The sequence below is a fragment of the Streptomyces sp. NPDC043854 genome, from assembly GCF_056436005.1.
Genome location: NZ_JBWKDK010000013.1, coordinates 94,337 through 118,743, shown reverse-complemented (window position 1 = coordinate 118,743; position 24,407 = coordinate 94,337). Strand labels below are relative to the sequence as shown.

Annotated in this window: 30 protein-coding genes; 2 read left to right on the top strand and 28 right to left on the bottom strand. The window is 68.6% G+C overall.

Translation table 11 applies throughout. The features are described from left to right. Nucleotides 1-10: 10 nt before the first annotated feature. From rpsH to rfbB, 24 genes are all read right to left on the bottom strand, one after another. Nucleotides 11-409, bottom strand: a complete 399-nt coding sequence (rpsH, locus tag AC068A_RS14940) for a 30S ribosomal protein S8 (RefSeq protein ID WP_042812335.1) — start codon at nucleotides 407-409, stop codon at nucleotides 11-13. A gap of 220 nt (nucleotides 410-629) precedes the next feature. Then, nucleotides 630-815 carry a type Z 30S ribosomal protein S14 gene (locus AC068A_RS14935; protein WP_003956452.1) on the bottom strand — a complete coding sequence of 62 codons (186 nt, stop codon included), beginning with the start codon at nucleotides 813-815 and terminating at the stop codon, nucleotides 630-632. A gap of 5 nt (nucleotides 816-820) precedes the next feature. After that, complete coding sequence (gene rplE, locus AC068A_RS14930; RefSeq protein ID WP_179173315.1) at nucleotides 821-1,372, bottom strand: 50S ribosomal protein L5; 552 nt, start codon at nucleotides 1,370-1,372, stop codon at nucleotides 821-823. Continuing rightward, nucleotides 1,372-1,683 (bottom strand): 50S ribosomal protein L24, encoded by a 312-nt coding sequence (gene rplX, locus AC068A_RS14925; RefSeq protein ID WP_179173314.1) that lies wholly within the window; start codon nucleotides 1,681-1,683, stop codon nucleotides 1,372-1,374. The genes rplE and rplX overlap by 1 nt, the downstream gene beginning before the upstream one ends. Before the next feature lie 2 nt (nucleotides 1,684-1,685). Further along, nucleotides 1,686-2,054 carry a 50S ribosomal protein L14 gene (gene rplN, locus AC068A_RS14920; protein WP_003956455.1) on the bottom strand — a complete coding sequence of 123 codons (369 nt, stop codon included), beginning with the start codon at nucleotides 2,052-2,054 and terminating at the stop codon, nucleotides 1,686-1,688. Between the two features lie 102 nt (nucleotides 2,055-2,156). Further along, nucleotides 2,157-2,438, bottom strand: coding sequence for a 30S ribosomal protein S17 (gene rpsQ / locus AC068A_RS14915; RefSeq protein ID WP_079429300.1), 282 nt, complete (start codon nucleotides 2,436-2,438; stop codon nucleotides 2,157-2,159). Beyond that, nucleotides 2,438-2,662: a 50S ribosomal protein L29 gene (gene rpmC, locus AC068A_RS14910; protein ID WP_125540842.1), complete on the bottom strand. Its 225-nt coding sequence runs from the start codon at nucleotides 2,660-2,662 to the stop codon at nucleotides 2,438-2,440. The genes rpsQ and rpmC overlap by 1 nt, the downstream gene beginning before the upstream one ends. Continuing rightward, nucleotides 2,662-3,081: a 50S ribosomal protein L16 gene (gene rplP / locus AC068A_RS14905; protein WP_352193895.1), complete on the bottom strand. Its 420-nt coding sequence runs from the start codon at nucleotides 3,079-3,081 to the stop codon at nucleotides 2,662-2,664. Before rplP ends, rpmC begins: the two co-directional genes overlap by 1 nt. A gap of 5 nt (nucleotides 3,082-3,086) precedes the next feature. Continuing rightward, on the bottom strand, nucleotides 3,087-3,926 hold the full coding sequence (gene rpsC, locus AC068A_RS14900) for a 30S ribosomal protein S3 (protein ID WP_179173312.1): 840 nt from the start codon (nucleotides 3,924-3,926) through the stop codon (nucleotides 3,087-3,089). Beyond that, the gene (gene rplV, locus AC068A_RS14895; RefSeq protein WP_385428049.1) at nucleotides 3,926-4,273 is read right to left on the bottom strand and encodes a 50S ribosomal protein L22; all 348 of its coding nucleotides are present in this window, start codon (nucleotides 4,271-4,273) and stop codon (nucleotides 3,926-3,928) included. The genes rpsC and rplV overlap by 1 nt, the downstream gene beginning before the upstream one ends. Before the next feature lie 42 nt (nucleotides 4,274-4,315). After that, nucleotides 4,316-4,597 carry a 30S ribosomal protein S19 gene (rpsS, locus tag AC068A_RS14890; RefSeq protein WP_478584896.1) on the bottom strand — a complete coding sequence of 94 codons (282 nt, stop codon included), beginning with the start codon at nucleotides 4,595-4,597 and terminating at the stop codon, nucleotides 4,316-4,318. Nucleotides 4,598-4,609: 12 nt separating this feature from the next. Further along, the gene (gene rplB, locus AC068A_RS14885; RefSeq protein WP_114053737.1) at nucleotides 4,610-5,446 is read right to left on the bottom strand and encodes a 50S ribosomal protein L2; all 837 of its coding nucleotides are present in this window, start codon (nucleotides 5,444-5,446) and stop codon (nucleotides 4,610-4,612) included. 40 nt (nucleotides 5,447-5,486) lie between these two features. Then, on the bottom strand, nucleotides 5,487-5,810 hold the full coding sequence (gene rplW, locus AC068A_RS14880; protein ID WP_030298212.1) for a 50S ribosomal protein L23: 324 nt from the start codon (nucleotides 5,808-5,810) through the stop codon (nucleotides 5,487-5,489). Then, nucleotides 5,810-6,460 carry a 50S ribosomal protein L4 gene (rplD, locus tag AC068A_RS14875; protein WP_125540845.1) on the bottom strand — a complete coding sequence of 217 codons (651 nt, stop codon included), beginning with the start codon at nucleotides 6,458-6,460 and terminating at the stop codon, nucleotides 5,810-5,812. Before rplD ends, rplW begins: the two co-directional genes overlap by 1 nt. A gap of 5 nt (nucleotides 6,461-6,465) precedes the next feature. Beyond that, the gene (gene rplC / locus AC068A_RS14870; RefSeq protein ID WP_361090689.1) at nucleotides 6,466-7,110 is read right to left on the bottom strand and encodes a 50S ribosomal protein L3; all 645 of its coding nucleotides are present in this window, start codon (nucleotides 7,108-7,110) and stop codon (nucleotides 6,466-6,468) included. Between the two features lie 14 nt (nucleotides 7,111-7,124). Further along, entirely contained in the window at nucleotides 7,125-7,433 is a 309-nt protein-coding gene (rpsJ, locus tag AC068A_RS14865; protein ID WP_003948644.1) for a 30S ribosomal protein S10, read from the bottom strand. Nucleotides 7,434-7,989: 556 nt separating this feature from the next. Next, on the bottom strand, nucleotides 7,990-10,596 hold the full coding sequence (locus AC068A_RS14860) for an N-acetylmuramoyl-L-alanine amidase (protein WP_478584890.1): 2,607 nt from the start codon (nucleotides 10,594-10,596) through the stop codon (nucleotides 7,990-7,992). A gap of 111 nt (nucleotides 10,597-10,707) precedes the next feature. Beyond that, on the bottom strand, nucleotides 10,708-12,648 hold the full coding sequence (locus AC068A_RS14855; RefSeq protein WP_478584888.1) for a hypothetical protein: 1,941 nt from the start codon (nucleotides 12,646-12,648) through the stop codon (nucleotides 10,708-10,710). Between the two features lie 76 nt (nucleotides 12,649-12,724). After that, nucleotides 12,725-13,627, bottom strand: a complete 903-nt coding sequence (locus AC068A_RS14850; RefSeq protein ID WP_478584886.1) for a glycosyltransferase family 2 protein — start codon at nucleotides 13,625-13,627, stop codon at nucleotides 12,725-12,727. 8 nt (nucleotides 13,628-13,635) lie between these two features. Continuing rightward, on the bottom strand, nucleotides 13,636-14,067 hold the full coding sequence (locus AC068A_RS14845) for a DUF2304 family protein (RefSeq protein WP_478584884.1): 432 nt from the start codon (nucleotides 14,065-14,067) through the stop codon (nucleotides 13,636-13,638). Beyond that, nucleotides 14,067-14,753, bottom strand: coding sequence for a glycosyltransferase family 2 protein (locus tag AC068A_RS14840; RefSeq protein WP_478584883.1), 687 nt, complete (start codon nucleotides 14,751-14,753; stop codon nucleotides 14,067-14,069). The genes AC068A_RS14845 and AC068A_RS14840 overlap by 1 nt, the downstream gene beginning before the upstream one ends. A 68-nt stretch (nucleotides 14,754-14,821) precedes the next feature. Continuing rightward, nucleotides 14,822-16,153 (bottom strand): lipopolysaccharide biosynthesis protein, encoded by a 1,332-nt coding sequence (locus AC068A_RS14835; RefSeq protein WP_478584882.1) that lies wholly within the window; start codon nucleotides 16,151-16,153, stop codon nucleotides 14,822-14,824. Then, nucleotides 16,150-17,115 (bottom strand): dTDP-4-dehydrorhamnose reductase, encoded by a 966-nt coding sequence (rfbD, locus tag AC068A_RS14830; protein WP_478584880.1) that lies wholly within the window; start codon nucleotides 17,113-17,115, stop codon nucleotides 16,150-16,152. Before rfbD ends, AC068A_RS14835 begins: the two co-directional genes overlap by 4 nt. Then, nucleotides 17,112-18,089, bottom strand: coding sequence for a dTDP-glucose 4,6-dehydratase (rfbB, locus tag AC068A_RS14825; protein ID WP_478584878.1), 978 nt, complete (start codon nucleotides 18,087-18,089; stop codon nucleotides 17,112-17,114). The genes rfbD and rfbB overlap by 4 nt, the downstream gene beginning before the upstream one ends. Nucleotides 18,090-18,172: 83 nt before the next feature. Between rfbB and rfbA the strand changes: the two genes are divergently transcribed. Together rfbA and rfbC are read left to right on the top strand one after the other, a co-directional pair. Continuing rightward, nucleotides 18,173-19,048, top strand: a complete 876-nt coding sequence (rfbA, locus tag AC068A_RS14820) for a glucose-1-phosphate thymidylyltransferase RfbA (protein WP_478584876.1) — start codon at nucleotides 18,173-18,175, stop codon at nucleotides 19,046-19,048. Continuing rightward, nucleotides 19,045-19,644 (top strand): dTDP-4-dehydrorhamnose 3,5-epimerase, encoded by a 600-nt coding sequence (gene rfbC / locus AC068A_RS14815; protein WP_478584874.1) that lies wholly within the window; start codon nucleotides 19,045-19,047, stop codon nucleotides 19,642-19,644. The genes rfbA and rfbC overlap by 4 nt, the downstream gene beginning before the upstream one ends. A 243-nt stretch (nucleotides 19,645-19,887) precedes the next feature. On the opposite strand, the gene tuf is transcribed toward rfbC, so the two are convergent. From tuf to rpsL, 4 genes are all read right to left on the bottom strand, one after another. After that, complete coding sequence (gene tuf / locus AC068A_RS14810) at nucleotides 19,888-21,081, bottom strand: elongation factor Tu (RefSeq protein ID WP_478584872.1); 1,194 nt, start codon at nucleotides 21,079-21,081, stop codon at nucleotides 19,888-19,890. Nucleotides 21,082-21,234: 153 nt separating this feature from the next. After that, nucleotides 21,235-23,364 carry an elongation factor G gene (fusA, locus tag AC068A_RS14805; RefSeq protein ID WP_478584871.1) on the bottom strand — a complete coding sequence of 710 codons (2,130 nt, stop codon included), beginning with the start codon at nucleotides 23,362-23,364 and terminating at the stop codon, nucleotides 21,235-21,237. A 39-nt stretch (nucleotides 23,365-23,403) separates the two neighbouring features. Next, nucleotides 23,404-23,874: a 30S ribosomal protein S7 gene (rpsG, locus tag AC068A_RS14800; protein ID WP_114053724.1), complete on the bottom strand. Its 471-nt coding sequence runs from the start codon at nucleotides 23,872-23,874 to the stop codon at nucleotides 23,404-23,406. Between the two features lie 2 nt (nucleotides 23,875-23,876). Continuing rightward, nucleotides 23,877-24,248, bottom strand: a complete 372-nt coding sequence (gene rpsL / locus AC068A_RS14795; protein ID WP_007265893.1) for a 30S ribosomal protein S12 — start codon at nucleotides 24,246-24,248, stop codon at nucleotides 23,877-23,879. Nucleotides 24,249-24,407: the final 159 nt, after the last annotated feature.

The window sequence follows — 24,407 nt, the reverse complement described above, 5'->3', positions numbered from 1 at the left end:
CCGTTCCCGACTACCAGACGTAGGCGAGGACTTCCCCACCCACGCCCTTCTTCTGCGCCTGCTGGCCGGTCAGGAGACCGTGGGACGTGGAGATGATCGCCACGCCCAGGCCGCCGAGGACCTTCGGCAGGTTGGTGGACTTCGCGTAAACACGCAGACCCGGCTTCGAGATTCGCTTGATGCCGGCGATCGAGCGCTCGCGGTTCGGACCGAACTTCAGCTCGAGGACGAGGTTCTTGCCGACCTCGGCGTCCTCGACCTTCCAGCCGGTGATGAAACCCTCCTGCTTGAGGATTTCCGCGATGTGCGACTTGATCTTGCTGTGCGGCATCACGACGGAGTCGTGGTACGCCGAGTTAGCGTTCCGCAGACGCGTGAGCATGTCTGCGATCGGGTCAGTCATGGTCATGAATTGGCCTTCGGCCTCTCTCGCCGGGGTTTCCTGTATGCGCCATCCCTCTCCCCGTACTGAGACGGGACGGGTGCGGTGCGGGGACCTACGGCGTAGTAAGTCGTGCGGGCGGCGGACGCCCAACCCCACTAGCCTACGGCATGGGGGAGGGGCCTCCGCCGACCCAGATGCTTACCGAGAGTTACCGGCAATCCCAACTGTCCAGAGACAGAGGGGTTTACCAGGAGCTCTTGGTCACGCCCGGCAGCTCGCCACGGTGAGCCATCTCACGAAGGCACACGCGGCACAGGCCGAACTTGCGGTACACGGAGTGGGGACGACCGCAGCGCTGGCAGCGGGTGTACGCGCGCACACCGAACTTGGGCTTGCGGGCAGCCTTTGCGATCAGAGCCTTCTTCGCCATCTCGCTTACGCCTCCTTGAAGGGGAAGCCGAGGTGACGGAGGAGCGCGCGGCCCTCAGCGTCGTTGGTCGCCGTGGTCACCACGGTGATGTCCATACCCCGGACGCGGTCGATCTTGTCCTGGTCGATCTCGTGGAACATGACCTGCTCCGTGAGACCGAAGGTGTAGTTGCCACGGCCGTCGAACTGCTTCGGGGACAGGCCGCGGAAGTCGCGGATGCGCGGCAGCGCGAGCGACAGGGTGCGGTCCAGGAACTCCCACATGCGGTCGCCACGGAGGGTGACGTGGGCACCGATCGGCTGACCCTCGCGCAGCTTGAACTGCGCGATGGACTTGCGGGCCTTGGTAACGGCCGGCTTCTGACCAGTGATCGTGGTGAGGTCGCGGATGGCGCCGTCGATCAGCTTCGAGTCACGGGCGGCGTCACCGACACCCATGTTCACGACGATCTTGACGAGGCCGGGGATCTGCATGACGTTCTCGTACGAGAACTCCTCACGCAGCTTGCCCGCGATCTCCTCGCGGTACTTCGTCTTCAGACGCGGAGTGGTAGCCATCAGATGTCCTCACCCGTGCGCTTGGCAACGCGGATCTTGTTGCCCTCGTCGTCGAAGCGGTAACCGACGCGGGTGACGACCTTCTTGCCGTCCTTCTCCACGACCAGCTGAACGTTCGAAACGTGGACGGGGGCCTCGGTGATCACGATGCCGCCGGCCTGGTTCGGACCAGCCTTGGTGTGCTTCTTGACCCGGTTGACACCCTCGACCAGGACGCGGTTCTCGCCGGGGAAGGCCGCGACGACCTTGCCCTGCTTGCCCTTGTCCTTACCGGTGATGACCTGGACCAGGTCGCCCTTCTTGATCTTCATGCTTACAGCACCTCCGGCGCGAGCGAGATGATCTTCATGAACTTCTTCTCGCGCAGCTCACGGCCGACCGGGCCGAAGATGCGGGTGCCGCGAGGGTCGCCGTCGTTCTTCAGAATGACGGCGGCGTTCTCGTCGAAGCGGATGTACGAGCCGTCCTGGCGGCGGCGCTCCTTGACGGTGCGAACGATGACCGCCTTGACGACGTCACCCTTCTTCACGTTGCCACCGGGGATCGCGTCCTTGACGGTGGCGACGATGACGTCACCGATGCCCGCGTAGCGGCGACCCGAGCCACCGAGAACACGGATGCAAAGGATCTCCTTGGCACCAGTGTTGTCGGCGACGCGAAGTCGCGACTCCTGCTGGATCACGTCTATCTCCTGTTTGTCTGCCGGTTCCCGGCCGGGGCGCCCTCAAGCGGGCGGCCCCGGCCGAGCCTGGCGGAACGAACCTGAGGGAAACCCCTCAGGTGATTACTTGGCCTTCTCGAGGATCTCGACGATGCGCCAGCGCTTGCTCGCCGACAGCGGACGCGTCTCCATGATGAGGACGCGGTCGCCGACACCGGCAGCGTTCTGCTCGTCGTGGGCCTTGAGCTTGTTCGTACGGCGGATGACCTTGCCGTACAGCGCGTGCTTGACGCGGTCCTCAACGGCGACGACGACGGTCTTGTCCATCTTGTCGCTGACGACCAGGCCCTCACGGGTCTTGCGGAAGCCGCGCTCGGTCTTCTCAGTCACGTTCTTCTCGCTCATCAGGCGTTCTCCACCGTCTCGATGCCGAGCTCACGCTCGTGCATCAGGGTGTAGATCCGGGCGATGTCCTTGCGGACGGCCTTGAGCCGGCCGTTGTTCTCGAGCTGTCCGGTCGCCGCCTGGAAGCGGAGCTTGAACAGCTCTTCCTTGGCCTCGCGCAGCTTGGCAACGAGCTCCTCGTTGCCCAGCTCGCGCAGCTCCGACGCCTTGGTACCGGCCGCCATCACGACTCACCTGCCTCGCGCTTGACGATCCGGCACTTCATCGGCAGCTTGTGGGCCGCACGAGTGAGAGCCTCACGCGCAATCTTCTCGTTCGGGTAGGACAGCTCGAACATGACCCGGCCCGGGTGCACGTTCGCGATCCACCACTCGGGGGAACCCTTACCGGAACCCATGCGGGTCTCGGCGGGCTTCTTCGTGAGCGGACGGTCCGGGTAGATGTTGATCCAGACCTTGCCGCCACGCTTGATGTGACGGGTCATGGCGATACGAGCGGACTCGATCTGACGGTTCGTCACGTACGCCGGGGTCAGCGCCTGGATGCCGTACTCGCCGAATGCCACCTCAGTGCCACCCTTGGCCATGCCGCGGCGCTTGGGGTGGTGCTGCTTGCGGTGCTTGACCCTACGGGGGATCAGCATGTCGGTCAGGCCTCCGTTCCGGTGCTCTCGGCCGGAGCGGCGGCAGCGGCGTCGGCCTTGGGGGCCTCGGCAGCGGCAGCCTGCTGCGGCTTGCGGCCACCACGGCCGCCGCGCTCGCCACCGCGGCCACCACGGCCGGCGGGACGGTCGCCAGCGCCGGCACCACGGGCCGGGCGGTTACCCGCGCGGGCCGCAGCGTTCTCGGCGCGAACCTCGGCGATGTTCTTGACGTCGCCCTTGTAGATCCAGACCTTCACGCCGATGCGGCCGAAGGTGGTCTTGGCCTCGAAGAAGCCGTAGTCCACGTTCGCGCGCAGCGTGTGCAGCGGGACACGACCCTCGCGGTAGAACTCGGACCGGGACATCTCGGCGCCGCCGAGACGGCCACCACACTGGATCTTGATGCCCTTGGCGCCGGCCTTCATGGTGCCCTGCATGCTCTTGCGCATGGCACGGCGGAAGGAGACGCGGGAGGAGAGCTGCTCGGCCACGGCCTGCGCAACCAGCTGAGCGTCGAGCTCGGGGTTCTTGACCTCGAGGATGTTCAGCTGGACCTGCTTGCCGGTGAGCTTCTCGAGGTCACCGCGGATGCGGTCGGCCTCGGCGCCACGGCGGCCGATGACGATGCCCGGACGAGCGGTGTGGATGTCCACACGCACGCGGTCACGGGTGCGCTCGATCTCAACCTTCGAGATGCCGGCGCGCTCCATGCCGGACGTCATCATCCGACGGATGGCGACGTCTTCCTTGACGTAGTCCTTGTACAGCTTGTCGGCGTACCAGCGCGACTTGAAGTCGGTGGTGATGCCGAGCCGGAACCCGTGCGGGTTTACCTTCTGGCCCATTACCGGGTTCCTTCCTTGCTGCTGACGACCACGGTGATGTGGCTGGTCCGCTTGCGGATCCGGTAGGCACGGCCCTGGGCGCGCGGACGGAACCGCTTCAGGGTCGGGCCTTCGTCAACGAACGCCTCGCTGATGAACAGCGAGGAGGCGTCCGTGTGGTTGTAGTTGTGCGCGGCGTTGGCGATGGCGCTGTCGAGCACCTTGCCCACCGGCACAGTCGCGGCCTGCGGAGCGAAACGCAGGACCGCCTGAGCCTCCGTGGCGTCCATGCCACGGATGAGGTCCACCACGCGGCGGGCCTTCATGGGCGTGACGCGGATGTACCGCGCCTGGGCCCTGGCTTCCATGGTTGTCCCTTCGGTGTAAGTCATAGTCGTTTCCACCCCGCTTTAGCGGCGCTTCGACTTCCGGTCGTCCTTGACGTGGCCGCGGAAGGTGCGAGTCGGCGAGAACTCGCCGAGCTTGTGGCCGACCATGGACTCGGTGACGAACACCGGGACATGGGTCTTGCCGTTGTGCACCGCGATCGTGTGACCCAGCATGCTGGGGATGATCATCGAGCGACGGGACCAGGTCTTGATGACGTTCTTGGTACCGGCTTCGTTCTGAGCGTCCACCTTCTTCAGGAGGTGGCCGTCAACGAAGGGTCCCTTCTTGAGACTGCGCGGCATCTAAACCCGCTCCTAGCGCTTCTTGTTCGTCTTGCGGCGGCGGACGATGTACTTGTTCGAAGCCTTCTTCGGCGAACGAGTACGACCCTCCTTCTGACCCCACGGGCTGACCGGGTGGCGACCACCGGAGGTCTTGCCCTCACCACCACCGTGCGGGTGGTCAACCGGGTTCATCGCGACACCGCGGACGGTCGGGCGGACGCCCTTCCAGCGCATGCGGCCGGCCTTGCCCCAGTTGATGTTCGACTGCTCGGCGTTGCCGACCTCGCCGACGGTGGCGCGGCAGCGCGCGTCGACGAGACGGATCTCACCGGACGGCATACGAAGGTGGGCCATGGTGCCCTCCTTCGCCAGCAGCTGCACGGAGGCACCCGCGGAGCGGGCGAACTTCGCACCGCCGCCGGGACGCAGCTCGATGGCGTGGATGGTCGTACCGACCGGGATGTTGCGGAGCGCCAGGTTGTTGCCGGGCTTGATGTCGGCCGTCGGGCCGTTCTCAATCCGGTCACCCTGCTGCAGACCGCGCGGCGCGATGATGTAGCGCTTCTCGCCGTCGGCGTAGTGCAGCAGCGCGATGCGCGCGGTGCGGTTGGGGTCGTACTCGATGTGCGCGACCTTGGCCGGCACGCCGTCCTTGTCGTGACGACGGAAGTCGATCACGCGGTAGGCGCGCTTGTGGCCACCGCCCTGGTGGCGAACGGTCACACGACCGGTGTTGTTACGGCCGCCCTTGCTGTGCAGGGGGCGGACCAGCGACTTCTCCGGCGTGGACCGCGTGATCTCGACAAAGTCGGCGACGCTGGAGCCACGACGGCCCGGGGTCGTCGGCTTGTACTTGCGGATACCCATTTCTCAGTCCTCGTCCGATTCCGGACGACTCAGGACTCCGTTAGGAGGCCTGGCCGCCGAAGATGTCGATACGGTCGCCCTCAGCGAGGGTCACGATGGCGCGCTTCGTGTCAGCACGCTTGCCGAAACCGGTCTTGGTGCGCTTGCGCTTACCCTGACGGTTGATCGTGTTGACCCCGGTGACCTTGACCGAGAAGACCGCCTCGACGGCCTGCTTGATCTGGGTCTTGTTGGCGCCGGGCGCGACGATGAACGTGTACTTGTTCTCGTCCAGCAGCGCGTAGCTCTTCTCCGAGACAACCGGCTTGATCAGCAGGTCGCGCGGGTCGGTGAAGGTCTTGCTGGTAACGGTCGCCTCGGACATCAGGCGTCGCTCCCTTCGGTCTCATCGGCCTTGGGGCCAGACACGAAGGACTCCAGCGCGGCCTGGGTGAAGACCACGTCGTCGGAGACGATCACGTCGTACGTGTTCAGCTGGCCCGGCTCCAGGATGTGCACCTGGGGCAGGTTGCGGGCGGACAGCCACGCGGCCTCGTCGGCACGCTCGACGACCAGGAGCAGGTTCTTGCGCTCCGTGATCTTGCCGAACAGCGTCTTGGCGGCCTTCGTGGAGACGGCACCCTCGACCACGCCGGTGACGACGTGGATGCGGGAGTGACGCGCACGGTCCGAGAGGGCACCGCGGAGGGCGGCGGCCTTCATCTTCTTCGGGGTCCGCTGCGAGTAGTCACGCGGCACGGGGCCGTGGACGACGCCACCGCCGGCGAACTGCGGAGCGCGGGTCGAACCCTGACGGGCGCGGCCGGTGCCCTTCTGGCGGTAAGGCTTCTTGCCACCACCACGGACTTCGCCACGGGTCTTGGTCTTGTGCGTGCCCTGACGGGCCGCGGCCAGCTGCGCGACGACGACCTGGTGGATCAGCGGAACGCTGGTCTTCGCGTCGAAGATCTCCGCGGGGAGCTCGACGGTACCGGCCTTGTCGCCTGCCGGCGAAAGGATGTCAATGGTGCTCATTAACCTCAAGCCCCCTTGGCCGCGGTACGGACCAGGACGAGGCCGCCGTTCGGACCGGGGACCGCACCCTTGATGAGGAGCAGACCCTTCTCCGCGTCCACCGCGTGGATGGTCAGGTTCTGGGTGGTGACGCGCTCGTTGCCCATACGACCAGCCATGCGCACGCCCTTGAAGACGCGCCCAGGGGTGGCGCAGCCACCGATCGAACCGGGGGAGCGGTGCTTGCGCTGCACACCGTGACCGGCGCCGAGGCCCCGGAAGTTGTGGCGCTTCATGACACCGGCGAAGCCCTTGCCCTTGCTGTTGCCCGTGACGTCAACCTTGACGCCGGACTCGAACACGGCAGCGGTGATCTCCTGGCCGAGCGTGTACTCGCTGGCGTCGGAGGTGCGGAGCTCCACCAGGTGGCGGCGGGGGGTCACGTCGGCCTTGGCGAAGTGGCCCTTGAGGGGCTTGTTCACCTTGCGCGGGTCGATCTCGCCGAAGGCGATCTGGACCGACTCGTAGCCGTCGGTGTCGTTGGTACGGACCTGGGTGACGACGCAGGGACCGGCCTTGACGACGGTGACCGGGACGACACGGTTGTTCTCGTCCCAGACCTGGGTCATGCCGAGCTTCTCGCCCAGGACGCCCTTGATCTGCTTTGCCATCTTCTCGACGCCTCTCAGAGCTTGATCTCGATGTCAACGCCGGCCGGAAGGTCCAGGCGCATCAGCGAGTCAACGGTCTTGGGCGTCGGGTCGAGGATGTCGATCAGGCGCTTGTGCGTGCGCATCTCGAAGTGCTCGCGCGAGTCCTTGTACTTGTGCGGCGACTTGATGACGCAGTACACGTTCTTCTCAGTGGGCAGCGGCACCGGGCCCGCGACCGACGCACCAGTGCGGGTCACCGTCTCGACGATCTTCTTCGCCGAGGAGTCGATGACCTCGTGGTCGTAGGCCTTGAGCCGGATGCGGATCTTCTGTCCCGCCATGGCTACTCCGTAGTCCTGTCTGTTGTGGAAACGCTCTGGCCCTCGGCCGGCTGTGGATCCCTCCACCGCCTCTCTCCGACCCACGCGGTCGGGCGTGTCGCACTCCCTCTCAGAAAATTCCCATGCGGAAATTCCCTTGTTCAGGGGTGCGGTCCCTGGACCGCGTTTCGGGGGAGAAACACCCGCCGAGCGCCTGGCCGGCATCGTGCTGACGCTTCCCGGAAGATTCCCGTACGTCCGCCCCATTGCTGCCCCGTGGGGCAGATAAAGGCGACGAGTACTGTGGGACTCGCTTCCGGTCCTCCCGGCGGGAGGCGCGCAGCATCGACACGCAGCCGAGCAACTTGAGTAGTCTGCCATACGAGGCGCGTACCTGGCCAATCGGGCCGAAGAGAATACCCCTCCGCAGTAAGCGGTCAAACCGCGCCACGCGGCGGTCGCCGGGCCTTCGCCTCCGGCACCTCCGGTGCCCCGCGGCCCCGCCGGCCCACAGCACGGCGGGGGCCGCCCGGGCCGCTGCCCGGGAGGCCCCCGCCGACGGGGTTCCGTTATCGGTTCACTGGGCGAAGTAGCCCGTGATGTCCGCGATCAGGTCGACGCGGCCCGAGTTGTTGTAGAAGCTCACCTTGCCGTCCACCACTGGCACGACCACCAGGTTCGGGATGGTCAGGCCGGCGGTGAAGTTCAGGTTCGAGGCGCTGGTACGGGTCGTGCCGCTGGGGTAGACCGACACGTGGCTCGCCTCGGTCGGGTTGGTCGCGGTCACGTTCAGCACCACCGCGGTCACGCCGGTCGCCGGGACGCCGGAGACGCCCGCCACCGGGAGGGTGACGACGCCGCCCGGGCCCACCTGGGCCTTCGGGACGCCGAGGCCCTCACGGGTGTCCATCAGCCGCTTCGGGCCGATGTTGAAGTGCGACGAGCCCGCCGCACCCTCCGCGAAGTAGCCCGTGATGTCCGCGATCAGGTCGACGCGGCCCGAGTTGTTGTAGAAGCTCACCTTGCCGTCCACCACCGGCACGACCACCAGGTTCGGGATGGTCTGGCCCGCGGTGAAGTTCAGGTTCGAGGCGCTGGTCCGGGTCGTACCGCTCGGGTACACCGCCACGAAGCTCGCGTCCGTCGGGTTGGTCGCCGTCACGTTCAGCACCACCGCGGTCACGCCCGTCGCCGGGACGCCCTGCACACCGGCCACCGGCAGGGTGACCACGCCGCCCGGGCCCACCTGCGCCTTGGCGACGCCGAGGCCCTCACGGGTGTCCATCAGCCGCTTCGGGCCGATGTTGAAGTGCGACGAGCCCGCCGCACCCTCCGCGAAGTAACCCGTGATGTCCGCGATCAGATCGACGCGGCCCGAGTTGTTGTAGAAGCTCACCTTGCCGTCCACCACCGGCACGACCACCAGGTTCGGGATCGTGCGGCCGGCGGTGAAGTTCAGGTTCGAGGCGCTGGTCCGGGTCGTACCGCTCGGGTACACCGCCACGAAGCTCGCCTCGGTCGGGTTGGTCGCCGTCACGTTCAGCACGACGGAGGTGACGCCGGTCGCCGGGACGCCGGAGACGCCCGCCACCGGCAGGGTGACCACGCCGCCCGGGCCCACCTGCGCCTTCGGGACGCCGAGGCCCTCACGGGTGTCCATCAGCCGCTTCGGGGTGACCGGCACGAACGTCGCCGGCTGGACCTCCGCGACGACGCTGACCGGGAGCGTGGTCGACGTCGTGCCGTTGGCGGCGGTGGCCTTGACCTCGACCTGGTGGCTGCCCAGGGGCAGCACCGTGCCCGCGGTGCGGGCGGTGCCCGGCACCGTCGCGACCGGGGCGCCGTCGACCAGCAGCTCGAACTTGGCCAGCTTGTCGCTGGGCGTGCTGGTGGTCCAGGCCAGGGAGAGCGGGCCGGAGGTCTGGTGGACCGTGCCCGGCTGGACCGCCTTGCCGTTCACGGTGGCGACCTTCAGCTGCGCCGCGGGGCCGGACGCGCGGATCGCGTCGAGCTGCCCGTACAGGGCGTCGCCCGGGCACTGGGTGTTGAAGCCGTCCCGGTGCCCGGAGAGCGACCGGAAGGTGTACGTCTGGCCGGCGGTGTAGGAGGTGCCGAAGAAGTTGGTCTGCGTGGCGCCCGCGGTCAGCGTGGTGGTGCCGTTCATGTCGCCGTCGTACTGGCCGTGCTTGTACGCGCCGATGCGGGAGATCGCGGCCTGCGCGGCCTGCGGGATCCCGGTGGTCGTGTGGTCCCCGAGGACGGCGATGCCCGCCGACTCGGAGTTCCAGCCATAGGTGTGCGCGCCGAGGACGGGCTGGTCGACGCCGCCCTGCCGGCCCTCGAAGATCGTGCCGCACTTGTCGACGAGGAAGTTGTAGCCGAGGTCGCGCCAGCCGTTGGTCTTCACGTGGTAGACGTGGATGCCCTGGACGATGGCCGCGGACTGCGCGCAGTCGTAGGGCTGGGCGTCGGCGGTGTGGTGGACGAAGACCGCCTTGACCTTCCCGCCGGGGAGGTAGACCGGGCCCTCGTTGTTCAGCGACTCGTCGGCGCCCCACTCGGCGCGCGAGACCACGGTCGGCTTGGGCGCGGTGGAGGCCGGCCCGGGGTCCGCGGCCACAGCGGAGAAGGCCGCCGGCTGCGCGTTCAGCGTGCCGTTCTTCCTGGCCTCGCTGCCCTTGCCGCCCGGGTCCACCAGGTTGAGCTCCAGACCGGCGGGGAGCGTGCCGCCGCCCTTGACCCGTACCTCGGCGCCGTCGGAGGCGCCGACCCAGACCGGCTCCGTGGCACCCTTGGCGCCCGGGCGCGGCCCGTCCATGCCGGGCTTGAGCGGCTCCAGCTTGATCCAGCGCGACCACTTGCCGGTCCGGGCGTCGCGGGCCCGGGCCTCGATGGTGCCCTTGACCTCGGTCTTCGGGTCCGTCCACGAGACGCCCAGCAGGCCGAACGGCTGGGTGTCCTGCTGGGCGAGCACGGCCTCGCCGGCACCCTTGGCCTTCAGGGCGAGCTTGTGCAGCTCGCTCTCGGCCGGGCCCTTGGCCTTGCCCTTGGAGCTGTACGCCGACGCCGTCCCGGTGCCGGCGGAGGGGGCCGACTCGGCCCCCGCCGTCGCCTGGACGGCCAGGACCGTGACAGCCCCGAGCGCGGCCGCCAGGGCCGTCCCCCGTACACGATTCAGTTTCACGTTCGCCTTCCCACCCCTAAGGCAAGTCCGCCCCGGTGATTTCTGACATCTGTCGCGGCGGATGCTACTGGCAGGCACTGACAGCCCGGCCCGCAGGGTGGGACGGCTCCCCTATTGCTTCGTCTTGTCCGGCTCGGTCTTGTTCTGCGCGGCCTTGTCCTGCTCCGCCTTGCTCTTCTGCTTCTCGTACTCGGCCTGCCGGTCCCGCTCGATGTCCATCCGGGAGCGCACCTTCTTGGGGGCCTTCAGCCCGCAGACGGAGGGCCAGTCGTCGGCGACGATGCCGGCGCACCAGATGAAGTCCTGGATCGGACCGGGCTTCCAGTCGTCCTTCTCGATGTCGTCGCACTTCTTGACGGGCGAGAACCGCGGGCAGCTGCCGTCCCGCTCCTTGATCGTGTGGGCGCGGTACGCGTCGATGCCCATCGAGTCGACGTCGGCCGAGGGCATGTACCGGTTGACCGACCAGGACGACCCCATGGCCGCGAACAGGGCGAGCACGCACACCATGCCGGCGGCGAGCTGGCGGACCACGCGCCGCGGGATGACCCGGGCGGCCCCCGCCCCGGCGCCGTCGTCGCCCCGGGCCGCGCGCAGGGTGCGCTCGATCCATCCGGAGCCCCGGTGCACCGCCGCCATCAGGCCGAAGACGGCCAGGATCATCAGGCAGTACATGATGATCCAGGTGGTGCGCGGGTAGAGCTGCACGGCCTTGTCGTGGGCCATGTGCGAGGCGAACCAGAAGCGGGCGAACCAGGCGCCCGCCAGGACGGCCCCGGCGGTGCGGACCATGACGTGGCGCAGGCCCAGGCCGAGGCCGAGGCCCACCCCGAAGAGGAGGAGCAGGGCGAACCCGCTCTGTCCCGCCATCTCGCCGGCCACCGGCCAGGTCTGGTGGGTCAGGGTCCCGGACCGGTCCGAGACCCAGCCGAGGACGTAGCCCGGGTCCGCGTAGACGGACAGGAAGGCGTAGCGGTCGGGATTCTCCGCGCCGAGCCGGAGCATCTGGTACAGCAGCGGGGAGCCGACGATGCCGGCCGTCAGCACGGTGGTCCCGACGAACAGCCCGGCCCGCTTCCGGACCGGCGCGCCCTGGTACCAGGGGAACAGGAACAGCGCGAGCACGGCCGCGCCGGGAGCCGCCCAGATGTACCAGCCGGAGTACCAGAGGAACAGCGCGCCGAAGATCACGCCGGCGGCGGCGCCGCGCAGCAGCAGCTGCCGCAGGCCGAGCCGGCCGGCGCGGCGCATGTGGCGCAGCCAGTACCCGAGGAGCGGCAGCAGCACGATCATGACGACGTGGCTGTACGGCCGGATCGGGTCGAGGAAGAGGACGGCGGCGGGGACGGCGATCAGCATCGCCCAGAAGGGCCGCAGCAGCAGCCGCCAGGAGGCGTACGCCATCGGGCCGGCCACGGCGGTGAAGAAAATCTGGAGGTCGTGCAGGGCGAAGCCGGTCTCGCCGCGGCCGTTGTAGCGGATCTTCGCCCAGAGGGCCATCAGCGCCGGGAAGGCGGGCGGGTAGATGCCCGACATGCCCTCGTGGTGCAGGAACGAGTTGGCCATGTCGATCAGGACGCCCGGGTCGCCCTCCTGGCCGCCGAGCGGGTGGGGCGTGCCGCGCAGGGCGACGACCACGCCGCCCGCGATCACGCCGGTGGCCAGGCCCGCCAGGGCGGCGCAGACCAGGCGCTTGACGATCCCGTGGCGGCGGGCCGCCCCCCGGTAGGCGGTGTACAGCAGCAGCGCGAGCAGCGGGAGGCCGATGAGGGCCGCGTACTTCTGGAGCGCGGCCAGCGCGCTGACCTGGCCGAGGCGGACGACGGGGTTGACGCTGATGTGGCGGCTGAGCAGCATGAAGCCGAGGGCCGCCGCCAGGCTGACGGCGACCTCCGCGGCGGCGTGTGCCCAGCGCCGCGACATCCAGGCGCGCCGGCGCCCCGCGCCGGACGGGACCGCCTCGCCGACCGCGGGCCCGGTGCCGGAGGCGGCACCGGGGCGGCCGTGCGTCGTACCGGGCTCACCGACCACCTCGGGGGCCAGGTGTGTCATGTCCATCCAAATCGGTCGCGGGCGGCACCGCGGCCGCAGGACCCCGCGGCCGCGGTCTGTCGTCGTGAACGCCGGGTCAGTCGGCTCGCTGACCTGAGGTGAAGGCGTGCCGGGCGAGCGTGCGCAGCCCCTCGCGGTTCCCGCGGCGCAGCGCGCCGGGCAGCATGGTGATCGCGTGGAAGCGGGAGGCACTGTGGAACCGCGCCGCCTTCGCCGCCTTGGCCCAGCCCCGGGCGTCCATGCGCTCGGCCACGGCATGGAAGTACCGCTCGGCCTCGGTGAAGCGGGTACCGGAGAACGCCTGGACGGAGGACTCGCTGACCGCGTGGCGGCGGTAGCTGAAGACGGTCTCCGTCTCGTCGATCACCATCTGCTCGCCGGCTTCGAGCAGGTCGACCACCAGCGCCAGGTCCTGGATCACCGAGTAGTCGTCACGGAAGTTGACCTTGCGCAGGGCGTCGCCCCGCCAGCAGATCGACGGGAAGTACAGCCAGTTGCCGCGCAGCACGCTGGTGGCCAGCTCCTCGCCGCCCATCACCCGCCGGCCCTTGACCTGCGGGGCGTACAGCCGCCGCTTGGTCTGGTCGGCGAGCCCGTACGCCACCCTGCCCTCGCCGTCGATCACCTCGACGCCGGGCTGGACCATGCCGATGCCCGGGTTGGCCTCGACGATCCCGCGGACGGTCTCCAGGTAGTGCGGGTGCAGCAGGTCGTCGCAGCCCATGATGACGACGTGGTCCGCCTCGGAGAGGTAGACGCACTTCTGGAAGTTCTTGGTGATGCCGAGGTTCTGCTCGTTGCGCAGGTACGTCACCCGCGGGTCGCGGAGCGACTCGAACCAGCCCGGGACGTCCGGCTCCTTGCCGTCGTCGACCACGACGAGGCGGAAGTTCGGGTCCGTCTGGGCCAGGACGCTGCGGACGGCGTCCTGCATCAGCTGCACGTCCCCGTAGTAGGGGAGCATGAAGTCGAAGGTCACCACAGGTGTCAGGCCTTCACGGTCTCGGAGTCGGCCTCGGTCCCGGCCTTGGCCCCGGCCTTGGCGCCGGCGCCGTCGGTGCTGCCGCCGAGGCGCTCCTCGTTGTGCCGGGCGCCCTCGCTCAGGGCCACCGTCCGGGCGAGGTCGGTGATCTTCTTCTCCAGCGAGCGGAAGCGCAGGAAGGTGTTGAGCGTCAGGAAGCCCATCGCCAGCACCATCACGTACAGCACCAGGTCGGTGCCGCGGCCGACGCCGAGCTGGTGCGCGACCCAGGTGACATCGCCCGGGCGGAGCACCGCGTACACGTTGACCACGACGAACACCGAGAACGCGATGCGCTTCCACGCACGGTTCTTCGCCTGGCCCCACGTGCGTATGAACATCAGGGCCATCGACAGCGAGCCCGCGATGAGCAGCAGCTGAATCCAGAAGTACCTCATCAGCGGCCACGCTCCCGCATAGTGATGTCGAAGACGATGTTGACGCCGTTGATCAGGGACTGGCCCTTGGCGCGCGAGTAGTCGGTGTAGAGGATGTTCACCGGGACCTCGGCGACGCGCAGGTCGGAGGCGGCCAGGAAGCCGACGATCTCCGAAGCGTGCGCCATGCCGTTCATGGTGATGTCCAGCTGCTCGGCCGCCTTGCGGCTGAGCACGCGCAGCCCGTTGTGCGCGTCGGTCAGCTTGAGCTTGCGGGCGGTGGGGCTCACGGCGGCGGCCGTGCGCAGCACGACCCGCTTGATCCACGGCACCTGGCCGTTCTGCTCGATGAAGCGGGAGCCGAGCACCACGTCCGCCTCGTCGGCGCGCAGGACGGCGACCATCTTCTCCACGTCCGCGGTCTGGTGCTGGCCGTCCGCGTCGAAGGTCGCGAAGTACTTGGCACCGGGCTGCGCGAGGGCGTACTTCAGACCCGTCTGGAGGGCCGCACCCTGGCCGAGGTTGACCGGGTGGCGCACCAGGTGGGCGCCGGTGGTCGCGACGTGCTCGGCGGAGTCGTCGGAGCTGCCGTCGTCGACGACGACCACGTTCGGAAAGGTGGTACGCGCTTCCTCGACGACGCCGGCGATCACCTGGCCTTCGTTATAGGCCGGTATGACCAGCCAGACATCGTCGTATTGGGACACGGTAGCTCCAGCGGAAATCGGCACGTGCACGTGCTCGGTGATCGGTGAGACATCGAAGGCCGGCATGGTCACTCCCTGGCCCCCCCGGCGACCGGCACGCTCTCGGCGCCCTGGTCCCCGGGTACTTCGGTCGCGCCCGGGGCAGCCCCGGGGAACCTCAGCCTCAGCACCGCCAGCATACCGAGCACGGTGGCGAGGGAGCCGAGAGTGTAGGCCAGGATGACGCGCAGGGCCACGTCACCCGGCGCGAACGTGACGCCGGCCAGGACGGCGGTGCCGACGGCCCAGCACAACAGTTGCAGGTTGTGCCGCTTGAATACCATCAGCGCCTGCCCCAGCACCATCGCGAACATGTACGCCACGGTGCCGGCGGACAGCAGGAAGAAGTCGAGGCTTCCCAGGACCGGTTCGGCCCCGAACAGCACGTCGATCAGCCAGGGGCCGAGCGCGGTGGCGGGCACGCCGCCGAGCAGCCCGAGCAGCCCCACGACCACGCCGATCCGGCGCAGCATCGCCGAGAACGCCGCCCGGTCCCCGGCCGTGTACGCGGCCGTCAGCCCGCCCAGCAGCGAGGCCTGGAGCGAGCCGAAGACGAACAGCGGCACCCGGGCCAGGACGAGTGCGCTCAGCAGGGCGGCGATCAGCGCGCTGTCGGCGGGGGCGAGCAGCTTGGTGCTCATCACCGCCGCGTTGACGACGACCTGGGACAGCAGCGTGGAGCAGATCAGCAGGCCCAGCCCGCCGGTCAGCTCCCGCCAGGAGACGGCCTCGCCGGGCCCCACCGCGCGCAGCAGCGCCGGCAGCGTGGCGAGCACGGCGGCGACCGGGGCGACGGCCAGCACCAGGCTGTAGGCGAGCGCGGAGTCCAGCCCGGCCAGGGCGCAGCCGAAGGCCAGGGCGATCCGCAGCCCGCCGTCCAGGGCGAGTTGGAGTCCGTACGCGCCGAACCGGCCGAGGCCGGCCAGCACCCCGCGGGTCAGGTAGCAGACGGCCATGCCGGTGAAGGCCCCGGCGAGCGCGGCGACGAGGCCGCGGTCGCCGCGGAAGAGGAGGTCCGCGATCGGGCCGGCGCCCAGGCCCAGGACGAGCAGGGTCGCGCCGAGCATCGCGGAGGTCATGGCGGTGGCCCGGCGCAGCACGGGGGCGGCGCCCTGGCCGAGGACCGCGCGGGCGGCGACGATCCGGGTGAGCTCCTGCTCGACGGGGAAGAACACGCCGATGCCGACCGACATGACGATCGTCCACAGGACGGAGACGTTCGCCATGGCCTCGGTGGACAGGCTGTGCCCGGCGACGCCCAGGTGGACGTACGAGGCCGCACCCAGCACGACAGTGCCGCCGGCCACCGCGACGGTGCCCGGCGGCAGCGCCGCGGTGAGCCTGCTCGGCAGGGACTTCATCCCGTACTTCCGTTCCGGGCCGACGCCGCGTCGGCCAGTGCGGTGAACACCGGCGCCGCCAGGGCCTCGGCCAGCTGCTCGCGCCAGTCGGCCAGGGGGGCCAGGCCCGCCTCGGCCCACCGGTCGTGCCCGAGCACGCTGAAGGCCGGGCGCACGGCCGGCCGGACGAACGCGGCCGAGGTCGTCGGCCGGATCCGCTCCGGGTCCAGCCCGCTCAGCCGGTAGCTCTCGCGGGCCAGCCCGAACCAGGTGGTGCGGCCGCTCGCGGTGCCGTGGTACACGCCGCCCGGGGCGCGGCCGGCCAGCGCGGCCAGGCCCAGTTCGACCAGCCGGCGCGCGAGCGCGTACGACCAGGTCGGCTGCCCGTGCTGGTCGTCGACCACGTCGAGGGTGTCGCGCTGCGCGGCCAGCTTCAGCATGGTGGCGACGAAGTTCGGCCCGTGCTCGCCGTACAGCCACGCGGTGCGGACCACGTAGCCGTTCTGCGGCAGCAGTTCGGCGACGGCCTGCTCGCCGACCAGCTTGCTGCGGCCGTACGCGTTGACCGGGCCGGTGGCCGCGTCCTCGCGGTACGGCTCGGAGGCGTCCCCGGGCAGCACGTAGTCGGTGGAGACGTGCAGCAGGCGGGCCCCGGCGTCGGCGCACGCCGCGGCGAGCACGCGCACACCGGTGCCGTTGACGGCGGTGGCGGCCTCCTCGGCCGTCTCCGCGCCGTCCACGTCGGTCCAGGCGGCGCAGTTGACCACGACGGCGGCACCCTCGACGGCGGCGCGGACGGCCGCGGCGTCGGTGATGTCGAGGTCGGCGCGGCGCAGGCCGGAGGCCTCGATCCCGGCGTCCTTCAGGACGGCCAGGACGTCCTGGCCGAGCATGCCCGCGGCGCCGGTGACGAGCCAGCGTCCGGCGGCTGCGGGGGTGGAGGAGGAGACGGGTGCGGCGTCGGCGTTCGTGTCGGCGGTCACTTCTGCAGCGCTGCCTTGTCCTTCAGCGGCTCCCACCAGGCGCGGTTCTCGCGGTACCAGGCGATGGTCTGCGCGATGCCGTCCTCGAAGCGGACCTGCGGGGCGTAGCCCAGCTCCGCGTTGATCTTGCTGATGTCGATGGAGTAGCGCAGGTCGTGGCCCTTGCGGTCCTCGACGTGCTCGACCATGTCCCAGCCGAGGCCCGCGGCCTCCAGCAGGACGCCGGTGAGCTCCTTGTTGGTGAGCTCGGTGCCGCCGCCGATGTTGTAGACCTCGCCGCCGCGGCCCTTGCGCATGGCCAGGTCGATGCCGCGGCAGTGGTCGGAGACGTGCAGCCAGTCGCGGACGTTGCCGCCGTTGCCGTACAGCGGGACCTTCCTGCCGTCCATCAGGTTGGTGACGAACAGCGGGATGACCTTCTCCGGGAACTGGTAGTGCCCGTAGTTGTTGGAGCAGCGGGTCACCACGACGTCCATGCCGTGGGTGCGTGCGTAGGCCAGGGCCAGCAGGTCGGAGGAGGCCTTCGAGGCGGAGTACGGGGAGTTGGGCACCAGCGGCCACTCCTCGGTCCAGGAGCCCTCGTTGATCGAGCCGTACACCTCGTCGGTGGAGATGTGCACGAAGCGGCCCACGCCGTGCTTGCGGGCGGCGTCCAGCAGGACCTGCGTACCGACGACGTTCGTCATGACGAACGGGCCGGCGCCCGCGATGGAGCGGTCCACGTGCGACTCGGCGGCGAAGTGCACGACCACGTCGTGGCCGGGCATGACCGCGTCGACTGCGTCCGCGTCGCAGATGTCGCCCTTGACGAACTTGTAACCGGAGTGGCCGGCGACCGGGGCGAGGTTGGCTTCGACTCCGGAGTAGGTGAGCTTGTCGAAGACCGTGATCTGGGCCGATGCGTCCGCGGCGAGCTGCTGGCGGACAAATTCTGAACCGATGAAGCCGGCGCCGCCGGTCACAAGGATGCGCATAGTACGGAGAGTCTAGTCGCTTGTCCTACTGCCCCATGGGGCCGGACCGCTTCGTTCCGGTTGCTCTCGCATAGTGTGGTGCCATGCGTGGAATTCTCTTGGCCGGCGGCACCGGATCCCGACTCTGGCCGCTGACCCGGGCAGTCTCGAAGCAGCTGCTCCCCGTCTTCGACAAGCCGATGATCTACTACCCGCTCTCCACCCTGGTCATGGCCGGAATCAGCGAGATTCTCGTCATCACCACGCCGGAGGACCGTCCCCAGTTCGAGCGCCTGCTCGGTGACGGATCCCAGTTCGGCCTGCGGCTGGAGTACGCGGTCCAGGAGCGCCCCGAGGGCATCGCCCAGGCGTTCGTGCTGGGCGCCGACTTCATCGGCGACGAGTCCGTGGCCCTGATCCTGGGCGACAACATCTTCCACGGCAGCGGCCTCGGCACCCGCCTGGCCGAGCACACCGACTCCAAGGGCGGCCGGGTCTTCGCGTACCCGGTCGCGGACCCGACGGCGTACGGCGTCGTCGAGTTCGACGAGAACGGCCAGGCCATCTCCATCGAGGAGAAGCCGGCCGAGCCGAAGTCCCGCTACGCGGTGCCGGGCCTGTACTTCTACGACAACCGCGTCGTCGAGATAGCCCGCGACCTCAAGCCCAGCGCCCGCGGCGAGCTGGAGATCACCGCCGTCAACGACGCGTACCTCCAGGCCGGCGAGCTGAACGTCACCATCCTCGACCGCGGCACCGCCTGGCTGGACACCGGCACCTTCGTCTCGATGGTCCAGGCCTCCGAGTTCGTCCGCGTCATCGAGGAGCGCCAGGGCTTCAAGATCGGCTGCATCGAGGAGGCCGCCTGGCGGGCCGGCCTGATCGACGACGCGCAGCTGCGCGAGCTGGCCCAGCCGCTGCTGAAGAGCGGCTACGGCCAGTACCTGCTGGGCCTGCTCGACGAGGAGGCCGCCAAGTGAAGTTCCGCGAGCTCTCCCTCGAGGGCGTCTACGAGATCACCCCGCAGCTGCACGGCGACCCGCGCGGCCTGTTCACCGAGTGGTACCGCTTCGACAAGCTGTCCGAGCTCGTCGGGCACCCGCTGAAGCTGGCGCAGGCCAACCTCTCGGTCTCCGCGCGCGGCGTGGTCCGCGGCATCCACTTCGCCGACGTGCCGCCCGGCCAGGCCAAGTACGTGACCTGCGTGCGCGGCGCCGTGCTCGACGTCATCGTGGACCTGCGGGTCGGCTCCCCGACCTTCGGCCGCTGGGAGGGCGTCCGCCTCGACGACGTGGACCGCCGCGCGGTCTACATCCCCGAGGGCATGGGCCACGGCTTCTGCGCACTGACGGACGACGCGACGCTTTCGTACCTCTGCTCGGAGACGTACAACCCGACCGGCGAGCACTCCGTTCACCCGCTCGACCCGGACCTGGGCATCGACTGGCCGGCGGAGACCCCGCTGCTGTCCGCGCGCGACGAGGCCGCCCCGTCCCTGGCGCAGGCCATCGAGACGGGCCAGCTGCCCGACTACGCCGCCTGCAAGGAGTTCACCGAGTCCCTGCGCGTGAACTGACGTCCGCCGCCGTACGGACAACACGAGGGCCGCAGAGGGCCGCACCCCGCGACGGGGGTGCGGCCCTTTCCCGTCTCCCCCCGCGCCCCTCCCCCTCGTACGGGCGGGGCCCGTACGGGGCTGGCGCACGGGTCCCGGACACGGCGAAGGGCCCCTTCCCCGCCGCCGAAGCGGTGGGGAAGGGGCCCTCGTGCCAGACACGGAGCCCGCTCGCGCGGACTACCCGGTCAGAGCGTGAAGAACTTACTTCACGATCTTGGTGACCTGGCCGGCGCCCACGGTGCGACCACCCTCACGGATGGCGAACTTCAGGCCCTCCTCCATGGCGACCGGCTGGATGAGCTGGACGGACATCTCGGTGTTGTCGCCCGGCATGACCATCTCGGTGCCCTGCGGCAGGGTCACAACGCCCGTCACGTCCGTGGTACGGAAGTAGAACTGCGGACGGTAGTTGTTGAAGAACGGCGTGTGGCGGCCACCCTCGTCCTTGGACAGGATGTAGGCCTGGGCCTCGAACTCGGTGTGCGGGGTGACCGAGCCCGGCTTGATGATGACCTGGCCGCGCTCGACGTCCTCGCGCTTGATGCCGCGGAGCAGCAGACCGACGTTCTCACCGGCCTGGCCCTCGTCGAGCAGCTTGCGGAACATCTCGATGCCGGTGACCGTGGTGGTGGTCTTCTCGTTCTTGATGCCGATGATGTCGACGGTCTCGTTGACCTTCAGGACACCACGCTCGATACGGCCGGTGACGACCGTACCGCGACCGGTGATGGTGAAGACGTCCTCGACGGGCATCAGGAACGGCTTCTCGGTGTCACGCGGCGGGGTCGGGATCGACTCGTCCACGGCAGCCATCAGGCCGAGGAGCTTCTCGCCCCACTCCTTGTCGCCCTCGAGCGCCTTCAGCGCCGAGACGCGGACGACCGGGAGCTCGTCGCCCGGGAACTCGTACTCGGAGAGGAGCTCGCGCACCTCGAGCTCGACGAGCTCCAGGATCTCCTCGTCGTCCACCATGTCGGCCTTGTTCAGGGCGACGACGATGTACGGAACGCCGACCTGGCGGGCCAGGAGCACGTGCTCCTTGGTCTGCGGCATCGGGCCGTCGGTGGCGGCGACCACGAGGATGGCGCCGTCCATCTGCGCAGCACCGGTGATCATGTTCTTGATGTAGTCCGCGTGACCCGGGCAGTCGACGTGGGCGTAGTGACGCGCCTCGGTCTGGTACTCGACGTGCGCGATGGAGATGGTGATACCGCGCTGGCGCTCCTCGGGAGCCTTGTCGATCTGGTCGAAGGCCGAGGCCTCGTTCAGGTCCGGGTACGCGTCGTGCAGCACCTTGGTAATGGCGGCCGTGAGGGTCGTCTTACCGTGGTCAATGTGACCGATGGTGCCGATGTTGACGTGCGGCTTAGTCCGCTCGAACTTCGCCTTCGCCACGGGGGTCCTCCTGGAGAGTGGTTCTGTACGCCTTACTCATCGGCGCCAGGTGATCTTTGCTGGAAAGCCGGCCCCCGGGGCAACAGGTTTTTTGAATTGCTCCTGTTGCCCCAGAGGTTCCGGTGACAAGCCTAAAGCGTGTGCTCGGGAGAGTTACTCGCCCTTGGCCTTCGCGATGATCTCCTCGGCGACGTTCCGCGGAACCTCGGCGTAGGAGTCGAACTGCATCGAGTAGCTGGCGCGACCCGAGGTCTTGCTGCGGAGGTCTCCGACGTAGCCGAACATCTCCGACAGCGGCACGAGGCCCTTCACGACGCGGGCGCCGTGACGCTCCTCCATGGCCTGGATCTGGCCACGGCGGGAGTTGATGTCGCCGATGACATCGCCCATGTAGTCCTCGGGCGTGGTGACCTCAACGGCCATCATCGGCTCGAGCAGCACGGGGGACGCCTTGCGCGCGGCCTCCTTGAAGGCCTGCGAACCGGCGATCTTGAACGCGAGCTCGGAGGAGTCGACCTCGTGGAAGGCACCGTCGAGAAGCGTGACGCGGACGCCCGTCATCTCGTAGCCGGCCAGGATGCCGAACTGCATGGCCTCCTGCGCACCGGCGTCGACCGAAGGGATGTACTCCTTCGGCACGCGGCCACCGGTGACCTTGTTCACGAACTCGTACGCCGGACCCTCGGCGTCCGTGATCGGCTCGATCGCGATCTGCACCTTGGCGAACTGACCGGTACCACCGGTCTGCTTCTTGTGCGTGTAGTCGTGGCGCTCGACCGACTTGCGGATGGTCTCGCGGTACGCGACCTGCGGCTTGCCGACGTTGGCCTCGACCTTGAACTCGCGCTTCATACGGTCGACCAGCACCTCGAGGTGCAGCTCGCCCATACCGCCGAGGATGGTCTGGCCCGTCTCCTCGTCCGAGTGAACGTGGAAGGAGGGGTCCTCCTCCGCGAGACGCTGGATGGCGACACCCAGCTTCTCCTGGTCACCCTTGGACTTGGGCTCGATGGCGACCTGGATGACCGGCGCCGGGAAGTCCATGGACTCCAGGATGACCGGGTTCTTCTCGTCGCACAGCGTCTCACCGGTGGTGGTCTGCTTCAGGCCCATGACGGCGACGATGTCACCGGCGCCCACCGAGTCGATCTCCTCACGCTTGTTCGCGTGCATGCGGTAGATCTTGCCGATGCGCTCCTTCTTGCCCTTGACGGAGTTCTGCACCGCAGTGCCGGCCTCCAGGCGGCCCGAGTAAACCCGGACGAAGGTGAGCTTGCCCAGGTGCGGGTCGCTCATGATCTTGAAGGCGAGCGCGGCGAGGGGCTCCTCGTCCGACGGCTTGCGCTTCACGACGGTCTCGGCGTCCTTGACGTCGTGGCCCTCGATGGCCTCGATGTCCAGGGGCGACGGCAGGTAGCGGACGACAGCGTCGAGCAGGGGCTGAACACCCTTGTTCTTGAACGCCGTACCACAGAACACCGCGGTGATCGTGGAACCGCCGCCCTTGCCGGAGCCGATGATGATGCGGCGCACGGCGGCGTGCAGCTGCTCCTCGGTCGGCTCCTCGCCGCCCAGGTACAGCTCCATGATCTCGTCGTCGTTCTCGGCGACGGCCTCGAGCAGCTTGCCGCGCCACTCCTCGGCAGCCTCGGTGTGCGTGGCCGGGATGTCGACGACGTCGTACATCTCGCCCTTGGTCGCCTCGGCGGACCAGACGAGCGCCTTCATCTTCACCAGGTCGACAACGCCCTGGAAGTCGGCCTCGGCACCGATCGGGAGCTGCATGACGATCGGAACCGCGCCCAGGCGGTCCTTGATCATGTCGACGCAGCGGTGGAACTCGGCGCCGGTGCGGTCCAGCTTGTTGACGAAGCAGATGCGCGGCACGCCGTAACGGTCGGCCTGACGCCACACCGTCTCGGACTGCGGCTCCACACCGGCGACACCGTCGAACACGGTGACGGCACCGTCGAGGACGCGGAGCGAACGCTCCACCTCGACCGTGAAGTCCACGTGACCCGGGGTGTCGATGATGTTGATGGTGTGGTCGACGTTCTCGAGCGGCCAGTGGCAGGTCGTCGCGGCAGACGTGATCGTGATGCCGCGCTCCTGCTCCTGCTCCATCCAGTCCATCGTGGCAGCGCCGTCGTGGACCTCACCGATCTTGTAGGACACACCGGTGTAGAACAGGATGCGCTCGGTGGTGGTCGTCTTGCCCGCGTCGATGTGGGCCATGATGCCGATGTTGCGCACCTTGGCCAGGTCAAGCGAAGTGGTAGCCATAAGGCTTCAGTCTTCTCTCGGTCTCGATGTGGGTTGCGACTACCAGCGGTAGTGCGCGAAGGCCTTGTTGGACTCGGCCATCTTGTGCGTGTCCTCACGCTTCTTCACGGCCGCACCAAGGCCGTTCGAGGCGTCGAGGAGCTCGTTCATGAGGCGCTCGGTCATGGTCTTCTCGCGGCGGGCGCGGGAGTAACCCACGAGCCAGCGCAGCGCGAGGGTCGACTGGCGACCCGGCTTGACCTCGACGGGAACCTGGTAGGTCGCACCACCGACGCGGCGGGACTTGACCTCGAGCGACGGCTTGACGTTCTCCAGCGCGCGCTTCAGCGTGATGACCGGGTCGTTGCCGGTCTTCTCGCGGAGGCCTTCCATGGCGCCGTAGACGATGCGCTCGGCGGTGGAGCGCTTGCCGTTCAGCAGGATCTTGTTGATCAGGGAGGTGACAAGAGGAGACTGGTAGACCGGGTCGATGATGACCGGGCGCTTCGGGGCGGGGCCCTTACGAGGCATTCTTACTTCTCCTTCTTGGCGCCGTAGCGGCTGCGGGCCTGCTTGCGGTTCTTGACAGCCTGGGTGTCAAGCGCACCGCGGATGATCTTGTAACGAACACCCGGCAGGTCCTTCACACGGCCACCACGCACGAGCACGATGGAGTGCTCCTGCAGGTTGTGTCCCTCACCCGGAATGTAAGCGGTGACCTCGATGCCGGAGGTCAGACGCACACGCGCGACCTTGCGGAGCGCCGAGTTCGGCTTCTTCGGGGTGGTCGTGAACACACGCGTGCAGACGCCGCGACGCTGGGGCGAAGCCTCAAGCGCGGGCGTCTTCGTCTTCTCGACCTTGTCCTGCCGGCCCTTGCGGACCAGCTGCTGGATCGTAGGCACTACTTCTCCGGTTTCTGTGTGCCGTGTAGTGAAGCTAACCTGGAACTTTGCCGACCCACGCGGTCGGGTGTGTCGGATCCTGCAGCCCTCTGCGCAAGCACAGAAAGACGCGTGGATCTCGGTGGCCGGTGCGACTCGCGTGCGGTTGATGGACACGCA

What these genes read in the sequence shown, in the direction of transcription:
- rpsH (WP_042812335.1), bottom strand. Translation starts at nt 409, where the DNA reads ATGACCATGACTGACCCGATCGCAGACATGCTCACGCGTCTGCGGAAC.
- AC068A_RS14935 (WP_003956452.1), bottom strand. Translation starts at nt 815, where the DNA reads ATGGCGAAGAAGGCTCTGATCGCAAAGGCTGCCCGCAAGCCCAAGTTC.
- rplE (WP_179173315.1), bottom strand. Translation starts at nt 1,372, where the DNA reads ATGGCTACCACTCCGCGTCTGAAGACGAAGTACCGCGAGGAGATCGCG.
- rplX (WP_179173314.1), bottom strand. Translation starts at nt 1,683, where the DNA reads ATGAAGATCAAGAAGGGCGACCTGGTCCAGGTCATCACCGGTAAGGAC.
- rpsQ (WP_079429300.1), bottom strand. Translation starts at nt 2,438, where the DNA reads ATGAGCGAGAAGAACGTGACTGAGAAGACCGAGCGCGGCTTCCGCAAG.
- rpmC (WP_125540842.1), bottom strand. Translation starts at nt 2,662, where the DNA reads ATGGCGGCCGGTACCAAGGCGTCGGAGCTGCGCGAGCTGGGCAACGAG.
- rplP (WP_352193895.1), bottom strand. Translation starts at nt 3,081, where the DNA reads ATGCTGATCCCCCGTAGGGTCAAGCACCGCAAGCAGCACCACCCCAAG.
- rpsC (WP_179173312.1), bottom strand. Translation starts at nt 3,926, where the DNA reads ATGGGCCAGAAGGTAAACCCGCACGGGTTCCGGCTCGGCATCACCACC.
- rplV (WP_385428049.1), bottom strand. Translation starts at nt 4,273, where the DNA reads ATGGAAGCCAGGGCCCAGGCGCGGTACATCCGCGTCACGCCCATGAAG.
- rpsS (WP_478584896.1), bottom strand. Translation starts at nt 4,597, where the DNA reads ATGCCGCGCAGTCTCAAGAAGGGACCCTTCGTTGACGGCCACCTCCTG.
- rplB (WP_114053737.1), bottom strand. Translation starts at nt 5,446, where the DNA reads ATGGGTATCCGCAAGTACAAGCCGACGACCCCGGGCCGTCGTGGCTCC.
- rplW (WP_030298212.1), bottom strand. Translation starts at nt 5,810, where the DNA reads ATGTCCGAGGCGACCGTTACCAGCAAGACCTTCACCGACCCGCGCGAC.
- rplD (WP_125540845.1), bottom strand. Translation starts at nt 6,460, where the DNA reads ATGAGCACCATTGACATCCTTTCGCCGGCAGGCGACAAGGCCGGTACC.
- rplC (WP_361090689.1), bottom strand. Translation starts at nt 7,110, where the DNA reads ATGGCAAAGCAGATCAAGGGCGTCCTGGGCGAGAAGCTCGGCATGACC.
- rpsJ (WP_003948644.1), bottom strand. Translation starts at nt 7,433, where the DNA reads ATGGCGGGACAGAAGATCCGCATCCGGCTCAAGGCCTACGACCACGAG.
- AC068A_RS14855 (WP_478584888.1), bottom strand. Translation starts at nt 12,648, where the DNA reads ATGACACACCTGGCCCCCGAGGTGGTCGGTGAGCCCGGTACGACGCAC.
- AC068A_RS14845 (WP_478584884.1), bottom strand. Translation starts at nt 14,067, where the DNA reads ATGAGGTACTTCTGGATTCAGCTGCTGCTCATCGCGGGCTCGCTGTCG.
- AC068A_RS14835 (WP_478584882.1), bottom strand. Translation starts at nt 16,153, where the DNA reads ATGAAGTCCCTGCCGAGCAGGCTCACCGCGGCGCTGCCGCCGGGCACC.
- rfbB (WP_478584878.1), bottom strand. Translation starts at nt 18,089, where the DNA reads ATGCGCATCCTTGTGACCGGCGGCGCCGGCTTCATCGGTTCAGAATTT.
- rfbA (WP_478584876.1), top strand. Translation starts at nt 18,173, where the DNA reads ATGCGTGGAATTCTCTTGGCCGGCGGCACCGGATCCCGACTCTGGCCG.
- fusA (WP_478584871.1), bottom strand. Translation starts at nt 23,364, where the DNA reads ATGGCTACCACTTCGCTTGACCTGGCCAAGGTGCGCAACATCGGCATC.
- rpsG (WP_114053724.1), bottom strand. Translation starts at nt 23,874, where the DNA reads ATGCCTCGTAAGGGCCCCGCCCCGAAGCGCCCGGTCATCATCGACCCG.